This is a genomic window from Planktotalea sp. (assembly GCF_965659345.1).
Taxonomy (GTDB): domain Bacteria; phylum Pseudomonadota; class Alphaproteobacteria; order Rhodobacterales; family Rhodobacteraceae; genus Planktotalea.
Map to the genome: position 1 here is coordinate 1 of NZ_CBFHVK010000034.1, position 15066 is coordinate 15066.

Genomic DNA, 15066 nt, shown 5'->3' on the forward strand with positions numbered 1-15066 from the left:
GCGGACTTTGCTGTCGTTCGCTGCGGGTGCGCCAATGGCTTCTCCTAAAAGTTCCGAATTTCCATTCGGGATTCAAAATCGGTGAGTTTCTCTTATCGATGCCTTGTGAAACACGACTTCGAGTGAAGGGTCGAACTGACTTCGAGACGACTGATTGAAACGCTGCTGCACGGATAGTCCAGACAGAACCCTCACGTCTGAGGAGCGGAGCATCCTGATCACAAAGGCCAAAATGAAGATCGGAACCCTGTTTTCGGGCGCGAGACAGCACGATCAAAATAATCGTAGAGACAGCCCCCGCACAAAGGCGGGGGCTGAAAAAAACCTAGAAAAAGCCCAGCTTGTTTGGATTATAGCTGACAAGCATGTTCTTGGTCTGCTGGTAATGATCCAACATCATTTTGTGGTTTTCGCGACCGATGCCGGACTGCTTGTAGCCACCAAATGCAGCGTGTGCAGGGTAAGCGTGATAGTTGTTCACCCAAACGCGACCCGCTTCGATCGCGCGCCCCATGCGGTAGCAGGTGTTCATGTCACGCGACCAGACGCCGGCGCCAAGCCCGTACATGGTGTCATTGGCAATCGCCAAAGCTTCGGCTTCGTCCTTGAACGTCGTCACGGACACGACCGGCCCGAAGATTTCTTCCTGGAACACCCGCATGGAGTTGTCACCCTTGAAGATGGTTGGCTGGATGTAGTTGCCACCCGCCAGTTCACCGTCAAATTTGGCCGCTTCGCCGCCGATCAGAACCTCGGCGCCTTCTTCGCGACCGATGGTGAAGTAGGACAGGATCTTTTCCTGCTGGGCGACACTGGCTTGCGCGCCGACCATGGTTTCGGGGTCACGTGGGTCACCGTGTTTGATGGCCTTTACCCGTTCGATAACGCGTTCCATGAAGGGCTCGTAGATGTCTTCCTGAACCAGCGCACGGGACGGACAGGTGCAGACCTCGCCCTGGTTGAAGGCGAACAGAACGAAGCCTTCGATGGCTTTGTCAAAGAACGCATCATCTTCTGCCATGATGTCGGAAAAGAACACGTTGGGGGATTTCCCGCCGAGTTCCAGTGTGACCGGAATCAGGTTTTCTGTCGCCGCTTTCATGATGGTGCGGCCCGTCGCGGTGGACCCTGTGAACGCGATCTTGGCTATGCGTTTGGATGTCGCCAGTGCTGCGCCGACCTCTGCGCCATAGCCGTTGACGATGTTCAACACACCGGCTGGCAGGATCGGGTTGATGATTTCGGCAAGCACCAGAATGGCGGCTGGCGTTTGTTCAGCGGGTTTCAGGACGATGCAGTTGCCTGCTGCCAATGCCGGTGCCAGTTTCCATGCGGCCATCAGGATCGAGAAGTTCCATGGAATGATCTGGCCAACGACGCCGAGGGGTTCGTGATAGTGGTAGGCGACCGTGTCGGCGTCGATCTCGCTCATGTGACCTTCCTGGCCGCGCAGGATGCTGGCAAAATAGCGGAAGTGATCCGCAGCGAGCGGGATGTCGGCGTTTACGGTTTCGCGGATCGGCTTGCCGTTGTCCCATGTTTCAGCCTGCGCCAGTAGGTCGAGGTTGTCTTCAATCGCGTCGGCCACTTTCATCAGCAGATTGGCGCGATCTGTCGCAGATGTCTTGCCCCATGCTTCCTTGGCGGCGTGGGCGGCATCCAGTGCCAGTTCGACATCAGCCGCGTCGGAGCGCGGGATGTCGTTGATTTTCTCGTTAGTGATCGGCGTGACGTTTTCAAAGTAGCGCCCGTTCACAGGCTCTACGAATGCGCCGCCAATGAAGTTCCCGTATTTGGTTTTGAACGGCGACGTGTATGTTCCCGCCTCTGTGTGCGTAAGATCTTTCATAATTTTCCTCCAATATGCCTCGGTCCTCCACCAAGGCTGGAGGCATCTAGGGGCAAGTTTCCGGAGGGGTCATCAGGGCGAAATCGAATGTTGCGGGGTTGTGTCTCAGGAGTGAGACAGCTTCGGTCAACTTTCGTTCAGGCCCAGCCGTTTCATACGACGGTACAGTGTGGCACGCCCGACACCAAGTTGCCGCGCTGCTTGTGACACGTTGCCATCAGCCCGTGCGAGGGCGCGCACCACAGCAGCGCGTTCGGCTTTCTGAAATCCGGTTGGGCCATCTTCTCGCCCGAGGATGTCCGCAGCAGGCCGTGCAGATATCGTGCCGGTTCGTTGTAAACCGAAGATACTTCGCGCAGCACGGGTTGCGCCTACAACAAGGTCATCACGATCCACCGCCAGCAAGACCGCAGCTTCACAATCATCGCCGTCAGCTACGATAATACGAGAGGAAGTATAAGCCGCGCGAAAATAGGCTTCTTCGATAGCGCGGGCGGTTTGCCCGACCTGCGCGCTGATCAAGCGGTTGAACGCTTCGGTTTGATCGGCCCGGGCTGAGGAAACGTCAAGCGCTGCCACCAGGGATCCGTCTGCGCCATAGATGGGCGCGTCGATGCAACTCATGCCGGTGTTGCGTGCAAAAAAGTGTTCATCGCGGTCGACAATGACGCGGCGGTTTTCGGTCAGGCAGGTTCCGATACCATTCGTGCCTTGATGGGCTTCACTCCAATTCGATCCGGCTGCCAGGCCCCATGCCTCGAACGCAGAGGTGTCCCCGTCCGACATCCGTTGGTCTAGCACAATGCCCTCTGCGTCAGTCAGCAAAACGGCACAACCGGACTGTCCAACAAGCGAAAAGAGTGTGTCCAACCGTGGAGAGGCGACAATCATGAACCGTTCAAGCGCGGCCCGTCTATTTTCGAGGTCGGCTTGTTCGACCCGCTCCGGAGCGCGGGTTTCATCCGGGTCTAACCCGTATTTCAGGGCAGAGCGGTGCCAACTTGCTGCGACCTGCGACCGGGCGGCGGCAGAAGAAGACTGGGTCACCTCGATAATTTTGTCGGCATGTCGGGTTCGTCCCATCACTTAAACACCTTCCTAAGACAGGTCTGAACCATAGCAAATCCCTCAGCGCTTTGCACCATTCGAAAGTCGTGGAAATGATAGCCGCAAAATGGCGCGGTCTTCTTGGCACTCCTTGTGGGATGTTGGCGGGTGATCGGCAGGTCGAGCAAAGCGGTCATTGGTGCAAGTTGCATCATTCGTCAAACTGGGCTCAAAGCCGACTTGCGGCGGTGCAGAACACCTGGCGCCGGGAGCGTTGGAGGTGTCGGCACTCGCGGCCCTTTGCTGCCGTTCGTCCGAAACGCGTCTAATGACCGCTCCCAGCCCAAAGCGGCCGTGGCGCTTCAGGGATGAATTGACAAAGCCGACGTTCATGGCGATGTGCCCCAGAGACGGCTGAGCGGGACAATCCCGCCGTTTGTTCTGCCAACTGCAACGTCTGCTCTGGATCATCTACACTGGGATTGTTCAGTCTTAGTGTGTAACATTTAGCGATAAACAGACTGCGAGTAGAACCTATGCCCTCATTTGAACTCCTAATCGCTTTTGTGGTTGCCACAAGCATCTTCGCTTACATGCCCGGCCCATCGACACTCTATGCGGCGGCGCAAACGATTGCCCGTGGGCGACGCGCAGGTTGGTTTGCCGCGCTTGGTATTCATATTGGTGGTTACGTTCATGTTTTTGCAGCAGCGGTTGGGCTTGCAATCCTGTTCCAAGCAATCCCACCCCTGTATCTCGCTTTGAAACTTGCTGGCGCAGCTTACTTGGTTTGGCTCGGTATCACGATGTTCTTGGCCAAGTCTGGCGATGGCTCCGAGCCAGTATCAGTAGAGCAAAAAAGCGCAAAACGGGCTTTTTGGGAAAGCGTCTCAGTTGAAGTATTGAATCCCAAGACCGCGATTTTCTACGTTGCCTTCTTACCGCAATTTGCAGACCCAAGTGCCGCTTTCCCCATCTGGCTTCAATTGCTCATCCTAGGGACAGTAGTAAACGTGATGTTCTCAAGCGCTGACGCAATCTGCGTGATCCTGGCTGATAAAATCACATCCATCTTTAAGGCGTCAGGGTCTGCAAACCGCATCGCAAACAGATTGGGTGGCAGCATCCTTGTCGCGCTCGGCGTGAACCTCGCTTTAGACAGGCGGTAAAGAAGCGGACATTCATACAAGGCGCAGCATCGGTGACTTTGGGCTCGTTCCTGCCGTTAGCTGCGCTTTGCATGAACGGCCGCTTCGGTGATCTTGGAACAAATTGCATGATATTTGCACCAGACACAGAAACTCATGAAATCAACGTACTAGTTTGGTGCGTAAATCTGGTGCGCATCTCGAAGTTACTCATGTTCGTCATTTGCTGCAAAGCTCATTGTTTAGTTCGTCATTCAGAGCTTTAGCAGCTTTTCGAAGTTCGGATTTCATATTGTCACCTGCTGTGAAGCGAGGCAGATAAGGTTTCCGTTGTATCATATTCAAGAGATCCCAGTGCATGGCCTTCGCGAATGGCTGATTAAGCTCAGTAGGTGGCACGAATTTATACATCTCCATGGACATGTTCTCGTCAAACCACCGCACTGCTGAGCGATCGTATTCCGGCTTGAGATAGATGTGGATCTCCCAGATTATGGCACTCAAGAACTCGGCGATTTGACTGGATTGATAAACAAATGCGTGGTCGTAGAACCATTCTTGGAACTCCGGTAGGGCCAGGTAGCATTCTTCCATCGTCTTATTATGGCCATTTAATTTGAGTGTTGATTGGAAATTTTTCACCACACCCTCTAACCGAGTGAAGTTATGCTTCCCGATGTCTCCGGTCATCTTCAGGGCCTTGATGCGTTGGATCTTCATATCCAACTCAAGATTCATGGATGAAAACCAAACTTTTTCAACAACGGTATACCCCCCTAGCCAGTTCGCAAAGGCCTCAACCGCTTCACGCAGATTGGCACTCGCTGGTGCAAGTCTTGGCTTGTCACATACTGATTTTAAAAAATGCAGGTATGTCCGATGGGAGCCGTCGCCGTCGATTGAAGGGGCAGGGAGGTTGAACGGTAACAGACCACCCTTCTTGGGATTGGGAATCGATAAGAAATCGCCCAATAGGATGTTAAACATACGCGAGTGTGCCCCGGTTCGGAACAAGATGTTGCTCCACGTAGGTGACCACTCCGCCACCATCATGTTATAGTTCAACATGTCATCGATCAGATGGCATCCGGCGTTCAATATTATGACTTCTTTTTCAATCTCGTTCAATGAAACGGGGCCTTGCCTTTAAAGTTGTCATCTATTTCCGAGCAGTCTGTAATTTGAGCTGCCTAGGCCAGGTCGCCGAGGCGGAAAGCATCATCCCATTTTTCCTTTGCAGCTAGTTCGGAGAGTTGCTGCAGAAGCTCGTTGACGAAAGCGTCCGCGTCGCACTCCTGCTCTTCATCTTTTTTGGAAAATGATGGCTTTTTGAGGCTCTGTAGCACTATTTGGACCTTCTTCTTAGTCTCGTCATCGTCCTTTATTGCAAGGTAAGCTTCAAAGGGCTTGCCGGCGGTTCCTCGAGGCAAGCCAATACGACGTTCGAAGTCAGGAATGCTGACTTCATGGGCCACACCGACTCCGAGCTTCTTCGCTTTGTTGACTAACTTGCGGATCTCCGCGTTGTGCGCCCAAGAACTAGACTTGGCGAGTTTGCCGTCGTTGTTTCGCTTACCCTCTTTCCCGTAGGGCCAGTCGCAGTCATGCAACACTCCGAAGTCCTTTCGGAAGTGAATGAGCATTTTCATAACTGCTCTTATTTGTGGTTTGCCGCGCGCCTTGATGATCGTGACCTGATCGATGAGTTCATGCCCGACTTCGACTACCGCCGCGATGAAAGCGGCGTGTTCGGTGTCGCCTTCAACCAGTATCGGGTATGTGCCGAAGAACACTTCGCAGAAGGTTGGATCCATCTCTTGAATAGCTTTCAAGCTTTCTTTTTCATCCGCGGCAAAACCTGCTTCATCTGTTCTAAAAGTCTTAGGGCTGAGACCATCTCCTTCACCTTCGCGTTCAAGCCGGAGAATTGTCGTGTGGTCCATGGCAGGATTAACGAAAAGGGGTGAGTGCGTGGTCATCATGACCTGCCATTCAGGCTGCCCAGCAAGCTGGTATAGTTGTCGTTGCGCCGCACGGGCGGCAAGAGGATGAAGGGCGTTTTCTGGTTCATCGATCAGCAGGATGTAGCCTGGCAAGGCGGGGTCGTCCGCGTTTTCGGGCAGGGCACCACCGGCCTCAATCGAGTCGATACTAGCTTGGATCTCTTTCACCCCATCTGGATCCTTTTTGGCCTTCACCAGTTCTTTCTCCAGAATCTTTACCGTGTCCACGCGAAGCTTCTTGTCGTTAACGAGCCGGTTGCGGACCTGAAGCATTGTCCAGAACAGAGCACGCTGTGCACCCGCTCCTTGCTGGGAAAGTTGGACCACGGCCCCACCATCTGTGACGCGCAGACCTGATCCATCGGAAATCAGCTTGGCTGCGTCAAATTTCGGAGGGGCAGCTTGGACATCCAGGTTGACCGAGAGGCCGGGAAAAACGCTTGTAAAACCCTGCTCGACTTCCGAGACAGCGGCGCTGAATTGCGCCTTTTGTTCTTCAACGATCCCCTCAACCCCAGCGTTCAGCTGAACGACTGCCTGAGCAAGTGCGGTATTCGCGTCCGCAGCTGCATTCGAGAGCGCGGTGCCGACCGGTTCAAGCACCAGCTTCATGAGTGCCTTTTCGGCTTCAGCAGGATCGCCGCGAGAGCCAATTCTGACTGGTTGCGGCAGGCGGGACTTGAAAACGTTATCGGCACCGCCGGCTTTGCCGTCCTCTGCGAAGCCGTCATTTTCTTCTTCGGGTTGACCGGGCTTGCGAGTTTGTCTGATTGGAAAGAGCTTGCCATCTCCGACGTTATCGTTCCACCACTGCCAGCGGCTGGTGAGGATGCGAAGCTCGTCTCTCACCTCTTTCCACTCTTCCCCGATGTTGCCGATACCCTCCGGGATATGGATCTCAAGGATTACCTCTGAAGGTTGATCATCAGACGCATTAGCGCAGCGATCGCGTGACCAGTCGAACTTCTCGCTGCCTTGTGCGAGTTCGTAAGCGCGCAGGAGAGTCGACTTTCCAGAATTATTTCGGCCAACGACACACACAACATCGTCGAGCGCTATGCTAACGCCACTGTCTCCAATGCAGCCTATGTTCCGTACAAACATGCGTGTTAACTTCGATCTGTTTTCTGCCATTCTGCACACCACAATTTGATTTTTTCAAAAGTTCTGCCGCTTTAACACAGGGAGCTCAGCTAGCCTTACTAGTAACTTTCATGAGTGAAAGCATTCATGTGATACTTGGCGGCGGTTCAGATTCAATAAAATTAACTAGCAAAATACTTGCATGTCTCTTTGTGTTCCTTGAGCTGTTCGGGCCTGTATGGCTTCATCTCTCCTAAGTGCGAAACGGCTCCAGCCTCCAAACGCTCGATAACCGTAGGATGGAGCGGGAAATCTTGGCCGACCATCCTTGGCTTAGCAGGCCAGCGTTTCTCGATTGGGCCTAGCTTGAACAAGAATGTCTCTTCATGTTGCATCCCTAAGGGATCAGGTGAAGTCACCAACTGACTTTCGTTGATTTGAATACTGGGAACACATTCACGCAACTCTTCAAGCATCCAGTCGATAGTAATGTCGCTCAGTCGGGATTCTGGCTCGAGATAGCTTCCACCGATATCGCTGTGGCAACCCGCGAACCAGACCTGCTTGAGCCACTTGGGTTCTCTTCCGGCCGTCTTCTTTTCCTCAGCGTGCATTGCCCATTTCACCCTTGGGAAATCGCGACGATGTTCGTCGATGGCAAGCGCATGCCGTGCAAATCCTACATCGGAGTCCAACCACTTGTCGTAGTTTTCGCGATTCCAAACTGCACGGTGGCCATATTTCCAGATCTGAGGCCAGTCCCGTAAATTACGCAGCTTGAGTGGCTTGTTTTCATCCGGCGAGAAGTACTTGAACTGAGACCATCTAAGCTTGGCGTACCAGAAAAGAACAATCCCGGACATTACAGCAGGAGGTGTCCACCAGAGCCAATGTGCCGAGGCGTAGATAAGGCTTCCGATGAGTGCCAGAAGCGCTACGAAGGCGAATGCAGCCAGATACCCCACCACAGCGTTCCCAAGTGCTGCAACAGTATCAAAGACACCAATAAATGTTGGCTGCACGTTTCCTTGCACGTCCTCGTCAACGTCGGGGACAAAGCTTGTGTACTTTTGACGGAACCGTCGGCCCAATTCCTCACGCCGCTCAAAATAAGGTTTTTGGCCGCGCGAATATCCGTTGCCATGATTGTAGACGTAATTGACTGCATCGCTTGCAATCTTACGGAGCCTCTCACCATGTCGAGGGACAGCCGTGCCGTCGGGCATCTTTGTCGGAATACCGCAAAGGTTCATCACATTTGCGACGGCCCGCACGGTGTAAGCGCCACGCGAAAAACCAAAGAGCAGGATGCGATCGCCAGGCTCGTAGTACGAGATAATTTTTTCATAACAATCTATGACATTTTCATCGATACCGGTCCCTACGGCAGACGACAGGACGTTCCTGATACGTTGAAGCGTTAGACCTCCAATTTCGCCAGCGCCAAGGCCTGCATCATAAAAACATACCTGATCTGAGGGTTTGATCGGAGACGATGGGCCGGGCCTCATTGCCCTATACATTTTGTAGATATTTGAGAGGCGTTGATCAGGACGTAGTCCACCAACTTGCCCAGTCCCGTCTGAAAAAATGAGGATGTTCTTTGGCATTGGTTAGGTCCTTACTCGCTGAATGGTGGATTGATTGCGTATCCGCGCGTGACTTTGTCATTGATCAGTTTGGACATGGCGCGCTGCGCCTCCTGTTTGGTATCAAACCAATCGTTACGAATGCGCCCCCAAGAGCCGCTGCGGCCCCACTGGCGATGTATGCCGTGATCACCAAAGAGGTCCTTAGTCAGCTCAACACAGTAAAATCGATCCATGTTAAGTTCGGGATCAACGCGTTTCATGTCAATTTGCATCGATCTCCTCCTTGGTCATGGGAACGTGTTTGATCGTCAGGCATTCAAGTCGAGGAAACTCTTGATCGAGTCCCCAGCGTCGCGTGGTATAAAATTCGAGGGCCTGGCGAATTCGGATTTCCAAGACGTCCTCTGTGAAACCAAACTCGGTTCGAACAACTCTCTGTTGAGAGGCGGCCAATCGTTTATGAGGCCGTAGTTCCAAGACTGACCAAGTGAACCATTCATCATCCCGAGGGACATCTTCAGCTACTGATGATTTGAGAAACGACAATTCAAGATCAATGCGAGAGGGGATGAAGTCGCGGAATTGTTTGCGCGTGAAGCAATAGGCGCGAACGTGCAATCGGACACCATCAGAGACAAAGCGCGAGGGTGCAATCATGCGGGTTTCCGGTTCAGGATCGCGCATAGATTGATAGACTATCTCTACCGATTGACCTGCTCGGATGGCTCGATAAAGCGGCAAGAACGCATGTACATTTTGGGAACGTTGAAGGTCAGGGAACTCGTCATAGATTGATCGTGTCTCGCTTTCAAAGAACTCCAAAAGTTCGGACGTTGCAGCAGGTCCAGTCAGCCGCTGAAAACCCTTCTGAGCAAGATATTGGCGTGAGGTCGCGTCGTAGATGAGAGCATCATCACCAAGTTCTTTTAGATAGGCGCGAAAATCCAAAGCGGCCTGCGCATTCGAAATCCCGAACTGTTGAATGAGTGACGCACGTGTCGCCGCACCGTTCCAAAAGAACAGTCGGTCCAGATACTCCAATCGGTTTCTCTGTGCGTATTTCAAATCTTCAAATGCCATTCGTAAGCACTAGCTTGACTCTCAATAATTGTCCATATAAAAATTACACGTGCAAAAAGTAACGGAGTATAACATGCGAATCCTTCACACGGCAGATTGGCACCTTGGAAAGACTTTTCGGAAGGTGTCGCTGATGGAAGATCAGAGGCATGTTTTAGATCAAATATTCCACGCTGTTGTCGAGAACGACATTCAGGTTTTGATCGTCGCAGGCGACATATATGACAAGCAGGCACCATCTGAGGCCGCTGTAGCGCTGTTTTGTAATTTCATTGAGCGCGTCTATGTGGAAACCGATGCGGCGATTGTCATTATTGCAGGCAATCACGATTCGGGACAAAGGCTTGCTGGCCCGACCAAGCTCTATGATCGAAATCGCATTCTGATACGAGGGACATTGGAGCGGGATGAACGCCCAATTGTCTTGGATGATGATCATGGTCCCGTCGCTTTTTCGGCGCTTCCATATGGCGAAATATTTGCAGCGCGGCGCACATTTGAAGATGAAACTATCAAGTCACCCGAGGACGTATTGTGGCGAGAGGTGGATGCGGCGCGCGCGCTAAAGCCTGAAGGTGCCCGATGGGTAATCGTTGCGCACGCGTTTGTAACAGGTGGTCTTCCCAGTGAGACTGAACGCACATTATCGGTCGGTACAGTCGAGACTGTCTCCAGTAGTCTCTTTGATGGTGCTGACTATGTGGCGCTTGGGCACTTGCACCGACCTCAAACCGCAGGAAAAGAGAGCATTCGTTACAGCGGATCACCTTTAGCTTTTGGCTTTGATGAGGCTGACACCACAAAGACCATGACCCTGTTTGATCTGGCCGCTGATGGCAGCCTTGAGGATTTCAGAGAGATTGCGTTTGAACCACTGCGGAAGGTCAGGGAGGTCAAGGGCCTGATGGCCGACCTGGTCGTTGAGGCAGAGAACGCTCCAAGTGAAGACTACATCAGCGCCATTCTTCTTGATGAAGGTTCGGTGGTAGAGCCAGCTGCGCAACTGCGGCCGTACTATCCGAATATTTTGCAGACCTTGCGCGAGAAAAAACGCGAACTGGTTCATGCAAGTGCGGGTCGGGCGCATTCGAAACTAGACGATCCGATGGGTGTCATAAGCGAATTTGTTGAGTTTGTGCGCGGCGAGAAACCCAACGAAGCTGAGACTGGCGTGGTTACGAAAATTGTCGATCAACCGGTTCGGGAGGAAGTGTAATGCGGCCCATTCGCCTCACGCTAAACGCCTTTGGTCCTTACGCCGGAAGGGAAGTTGTTGACTTCACGGCTGCGCTCGACGCCGGAATTTTTGGCATTTATGGGGATACTGGTGCGGGAAAAACTACCATTTTTGATGGAATTGCATTTGCTCTCTTTGGGCAGTCATCGGGCGCTGAAAGAGCTTCTGATGACATGCTTTCTGATTATGCGGACCCCAGAGAGATTACCGAGGTCGAGCTGGTTTTTGATCTTGGTGAGAAACGCTATGTTGTTCGCCGCATTCCCAGACAGGAGCGCGCCTCCAACCGTGGGGAAGGTACGACCTCACAGGCGCATGAAGCCTATCTGTTTGATGCGACCGGACTGACTTTAGATCAGATCACCCAAGATAGTTCCGGCGAGATACTGTCGGAGAAGAAAACGAGTCTCGTTGATCCGATGATCAGGGATTTGCTTGGCTATGATGCCGCTCAGTTTAGGCAAATCGTCCTGCTGCCACAAGGTGAGTTCCGAAAAATTCTTACGGCGAATTCAGATGATCGTGCGCCAATCTTAAAACGGTTGTTCGATGTATCTCTCTACGAAAACTTCATGCAAAAAATCCGCACTCAAGCTGCGAACATGCATCGTGAAATCAAGGATGAGCGTCTTGTCAGGGAGACAAAACTTGAGGGCTTGACGGAACAAGAGCTCAAAGATGACATTGCTTCACGCGACAAATCCATCGGTGAACTCGGTGAAAAGCTAAGTGCCCTAGCAACGCAAGCAGCCACCCATCAAAAGGCTCTAACCGAAGGGGAAACGCTGTTCGCTAAATTCACTTCTCTGTCCGACGCCAAGAAGGACGAAGGTGAGCTGAAGTCGAACACAGAGACAATCAAGGCATATCAGACCCGTGTTTCAGTTGCTCGTGCTGCACAATCGGTTCTTCCTGCTGAAACGCTTCGCGATCGCGCAAAGCAAGATTTGGTAGATGCGTCAAAACTTAAGACAGACGCCGATACTGCACTCGGCTTAGCCTCAACAGCGCATGATTCCGCCATCGCAGAACTCGGGCGGGTAGCAAAACAAAAACCGCAGCGCGAAGAAGCTGCTGCAATGTTTCAAAAACTCAAACGCTGGGAAGGTATTTTAGAAAAAGCGGCTTCACTGCAAGGTCCGGTGGACGAGGCTACGATAGCACAACAGAATGCTGAAGCTGCCGAGATTGACGCTAAGGACGCAGAGGCAGCGACTAAGAATGAACTTGATAACATTAAGACGCTTCAACGAGCACTGCCTGTTCATACAAAGGAGATCAGCGATGCAACAACAAGTTTAGCAGCACTCGAACGTGAGGCGGAGATAACAGGCCGGTTCGATGCCTGTTTGTTGAAGAGGGATCAACAAGCGACAAATCTCGCATCACTGATTGAAGACCACAAAAAAGCGGACTCCTATCTGACGGTATGTCAGGAGGCGTTTTCGAGGGCGGAGCAGGAACTGACCGACATTCAGGCCCTGCATGTCGCCCGAAAACTAAGCGCGGGCGAACCTTGTCCGGCGTGTGGATCCACGGAGCACCCAGATCCGGCAACAGGTGACCCGGAACGTCTTGGGCGCCATGAAAATTTTGAAGCGGCAGAGCAATTGCGCAATGCGGCGGCAGAACAAGAGCGCGCGGCGAAAGGGCTTGTCACTACAGGCGAAGCCATCTTGGCTGAGCGCCAGCAAGAACTTGATGGGCTGACAAAGCCAGAACGCAGCCGTGAGACTCTTGAGCCTTTGTTGGAGACCGCAAGGGATACAAAACAAATGCTGGAAAGTGACATGCGGTTCAACGAATTGGCGGATCGTCTCGCTAAAGCCGAAAGCGCGTCAAATGACGCCTTGAAAGCCCGCGAAGAAGCATCAAAAGCGGTTGGTTTGCAAAAGCAAGCGATGTCTAACGCGCAGACCGCATTGACAACAACACTTGCAGAAGTGCCTGAAGAATGGCGAAATCTGCCCGCACTGACGAAGGGCTTGTCGACGGCGCGCGCCGAGCAGTCCCGCCTTGAGCAGGAAAACACGTCCGCGATTGATGCCGAGAAAAATGCAGCCCTCCAATTGGCGTCTGCGAAAGAGGGTCAGCGCAACGCCGTTACAACCTTGTCCAAGGTGGAAATTGCATCAAAGCAGGCGGAAGAAGAACTTTCAAAGAGTTTGGCGGCATCTAAACTGAGTGATGAGGGCTATCAATCTGGAAAGTCTGATGTTGCTCGCCTGGAGGAACTTGAAACGGCAGTCCAACTTCATACCAATCAGATAGCGTCAAACAAGGACCGGTTGGAGCGGCTGATAGCGGAGATTGGGGATCAGGAACACCCTGACATTGAGGCCCTTAAGGTAGCTGCCAAAGCGTGCACAGATGAATTGGACAGCGGTCGATCTGAGCAGGCGAAATTGACTTCTGAACTTGCGCGCAAGAACGAAGTGCTTGCAACGGTCGCCGCGCTTTCTGCAAAGATTGCGGGCCTGGAGGAAAAATATGCTCCACTTGGCGAGATTGCGGGTCTCGTCAATGGCGATAATGATCTGAAAGTGAGGCTGCCAGATTTTGCAATCGCTGCAATGTTTGATGAAATATTGGATGCATCCAATCAACGTTTGGGTCCGATGACCAATCATCGGTTCCAACTTCATCGTCCAGTTGAGAAGACGGGTGGCCGGTCTAAACGTGGTCTTGATATCGCTGTATTTGATGCCAACACAGAGAAATCCCGATCAACCGCTAGCCTTTCGGGTGGCGAAGGATTTCAAGCCTCACTTGCGCTAGCATTGGGTCTTTCAGACGTAGTTCAACAAAATAGCGGGGGTATAAAATTGGACGCAATCTTCATTGATGAAGGGTTCGGCACGTTGGATCAGGAAACACTGGATACAGCGCTTGAGACGCTTTGTTCGCTAACTGGAGAGATGCGCGCTGTTGGTCTAATTTCCCATACGGAACAAGTGAAAAACCTGATCACGGAGGGTTTTGATATTGAGGTGACGCCAAGTGGATCACACATTCATGCCCGGTCAAGTGGGGCTTAACAACAACGAGAAGGTTTTTGTGCCAAGCGAAAAGGCAACGCATTATGAAGACTTCCGTTTAGAGCAACAATTCCGAAGGAAAATACGTGATTAATCTCAGTGACAGAGAGAAGACAGCCATCGCGAACATTGATGAGCGTGAGTTTAATAGACTCATCGATCAAGCTTTGCAGAATGAGCACGCAGCGGGACTTCATCAGCTAGTTCTTTCTGGTTGTGGATCCTATCTGGCAACGGAGCTCCATAAGTTCGAGTTATCTCTCAGGGAGCTTGCTGAGGCTAAGTCAGCCAAAAAGCGTGATCGCAAAAGGTTTGAAGCATTGCGCGCGGGAAGTAACCTTTCATCCGCCCTTACTCAGATGAAGGCTCGGGTGAAGAGAGAGGTCAAGGATGGTGAGTTGTTCTATGTTGATGATCATATCCACTGGCCACTTCACTTTAGCAATGAGCTGCGGGTCAGCGTTTCGTACAAATGGCGCCATTCCGTTGATGACCCGTGGTCTTACGACCGTATCGAATTTCACCATCAGTTCAAACCGCGTCCCGATTACACCTTCACACGCCCTAAAAGGAAGCCTAGTGCGGCAAAACAAAAACAGGATCTGCAAGACGCATTGTCCCGGGAATGGGAGTACTTAAAGGACTTGGCGCTCTTTTCGGTGAGGGATTATTTCAAAGAGGGAGGAGATGGAAGTAAGATTCCCACCTCCTTTCAAGCCGTTACAGATCAGCATACATTGGGATTGAACAACTTCAGTGGTAAGTTTTGGCAAGAGACACAGTAGAATTCTCCACTTCAGACAAGGATCACTTTGTTCAATTTGAGTGATCGATGGCGGCGTCCGTGGTAGATCATGTCGCTACTACTAACTCGAAGTAGGGGGCTCGTTTGATATTTTTATCAGATGATCAAATTCGCATAATAGTCATTATGTTGTATTTAGTGAATTCTCGTATCCAGTCTCAAAAGACACAAAGGATACCAAACG

At 52.0% G+C, this 15066-nt stretch carries 11 protein-coding genes; 4 read left to right on the forward strand and 7 right to left on the reverse strand.

The window, feature by feature from the left end:
* Positions 1-325 precede the first annotated feature (325 nt).
* Both exaC and ACTG3Z_RS16915 read right to left on the reverse strand, forming a co-directional pair.
* Positions 326-1849, reverse strand: coding sequence for an acetaldehyde dehydrogenase ExaC (gene exaC, locus ACTG3Z_RS16910; RefSeq protein ID WP_009807928.1), 1524 nt, complete (start codon positions 1847-1849; stop codon positions 326-328).
* Positions 1850-1975: 126 nt separating this feature from the next.
* A complete protein-coding gene (locus tag ACTG3Z_RS16915; RefSeq protein WP_009807929.1) occupies positions 1976-2932 on the reverse strand; it encodes a helix-turn-helix domain-containing protein in 957 nt (318 codons plus the stop codon).
* A 500-nt stretch (positions 2933-3432) separates the two neighbouring features.
* Here ACTG3Z_RS16915 and ACTG3Z_RS16920 point away from each other — a divergent pair, with 500 nt between their 5' ends.
* Positions 3433-4065 (forward strand): LysE family translocator, encoded by a 633-nt coding sequence (locus ACTG3Z_RS16920; protein ID WP_439144183.1) that lies wholly within the window; start codon positions 3433-3435, stop codon positions 4063-4065.
* A gap of 198 nt (positions 4066-4263) precedes the next feature.
* Here the strand turns inward: ACTG3Z_RS16920 and ACTG3Z_RS16925 are convergent, their stop codons facing one another.
* The 5 genes from ACTG3Z_RS16925 to ACTG3Z_RS16945 all read right to left on the reverse strand — a co-directional run bounded on the left by ACTG3Z_RS16925 (position 4264) and on the right by ACTG3Z_RS16945 (position 9802).
* On the reverse strand, positions 4264-5172 hold the full coding sequence (locus ACTG3Z_RS16925) for a hypothetical protein (RefSeq protein ID WP_439144184.1): 909 nt from the start codon (positions 5170-5172) through the stop codon (positions 4264-4266).
* Positions 5173-5234: 62 nt separating this feature from the next.
* Positions 5235-7181 carry an ATP-dependent nuclease gene (locus tag ACTG3Z_RS16930; RefSeq protein ID WP_439144185.1) on the reverse strand — a complete coding sequence of 649 codons (1947 nt, stop codon included), beginning with the start codon at positions 7179-7181 and terminating at the stop codon, positions 5235-5237.
* 131 nt (positions 7182-7312) lie between these two features.
* On the reverse strand, positions 7313-8740 hold the full coding sequence (locus tag ACTG3Z_RS16935; protein WP_439144186.1) for a phospholipase effector Tle1 domain-containing protein: 1428 nt from the start codon (positions 8738-8740) through the stop codon (positions 7313-7315).
* A gap of 11 nt (positions 8741-8751) precedes the next feature.
* Entirely contained in the window at positions 8752-8994 is a 243-nt protein-coding gene (locus ACTG3Z_RS16940; protein WP_439144187.1) for a WGR domain-containing protein, read from the reverse strand.
* Positions 8984-9802, reverse strand: a complete 819-nt coding sequence (locus ACTG3Z_RS16945; protein WP_439144188.1) for a WYL domain-containing protein — start codon at positions 9800-9802, stop codon at positions 8984-8986. Before ACTG3Z_RS16945 ends, ACTG3Z_RS16940 begins: the two co-directional genes overlap by 11 nt.
* Before the next feature lie 73 nt (positions 9803-9875).
* On the opposite strand from ACTG3Z_RS16945, the gene ACTG3Z_RS16950 reads away from it, so the two are divergent.
* The 3 genes from ACTG3Z_RS16950 (at position 9876) to ACTG3Z_RS16960 (ending at position 14862) form a co-directional block, all read left to right on the forward strand.
* Positions 9876-11018, forward strand: coding sequence for an exonuclease SbcCD subunit D (locus tag ACTG3Z_RS16950; RefSeq protein WP_439144189.1), 1143 nt, complete (start codon positions 9876-9878; stop codon positions 11016-11018).
* Entirely contained in the window at positions 11018-14077 is a 3060-nt protein-coding gene (locus tag ACTG3Z_RS16955; protein WP_439144190.1) for an AAA family ATPase, read from the forward strand. Before ACTG3Z_RS16950 ends, ACTG3Z_RS16955 begins: the two co-directional genes overlap by 1 nt.
* Positions 14078-14163: 86 nt before the next feature.
* A complete protein-coding gene (locus ACTG3Z_RS16960) occupies positions 14164-14862 on the forward strand; it encodes a hypothetical protein (RefSeq protein ID WP_439144191.1) in 699 nt (232 codons plus the stop codon).
* Positions 14863-15066: the final 204 nt, after the last annotated feature.

Excerpts from the sequence above, each read along its gene's own strand:
- ACTG3Z_RS16920 (WP_439144183.1), top strand. The coding sequence starts at position 3,433 with ATGCCCTCATTTGAACTCCTAATCGCTTTTGTGGTTGCCACAAGCATC.
- ACTG3Z_RS16945 (WP_439144188.1), bottom strand. The coding sequence starts at position 9,802 with ATGGCATTTGAAGATTTGAAATACGCACAGAGAAACCGATTGGAGTAT.
- ACTG3Z_RS16955 (WP_439144190.1), top strand. The coding sequence starts at position 11,018 with ATGCGGCCCATTCGCCTCACGCTAAACGCCTTTGGTCCTTACGCCGGA.
- ACTG3Z_RS16950 (WP_439144189.1), top strand. The coding sequence starts at position 9,876 with ATGCGAATCCTTCACACGGCAGATTGGCACCTTGGAAAGACTTTTCGG.
- ACTG3Z_RS16935 (WP_439144186.1), bottom strand. The coding sequence starts at position 8,740 with ATGCCAAAGAACATCCTCATTTTTTCAGACGGGACTGGGCAAGTTGGT.
- ACTG3Z_RS16940 (WP_439144187.1), bottom strand. The coding sequence starts at position 8,994 with ATGCAAATTGACATGAAACGCGTTGATCCCGAACTTAACATGGATCGA.
- exaC (WP_009807928.1), bottom strand. The coding sequence starts at position 1,849 with ATGAAAGATCTTACGCACACAGAGGCGGGAACATACACGTCGCCGTTC.
- ACTG3Z_RS16915 (WP_009807929.1), bottom strand. The coding sequence starts at position 2,932 with ATGGGACGAACCCGACATGCCGACAAAATTATCGAGGTGACCCAGTCT.
- ACTG3Z_RS16930 (WP_439144185.1), bottom strand. The coding sequence starts at position 7,181 with ATGGCAGAAAACAGATCGAAGTTAACACGCATGTTTGTACGGAACATA.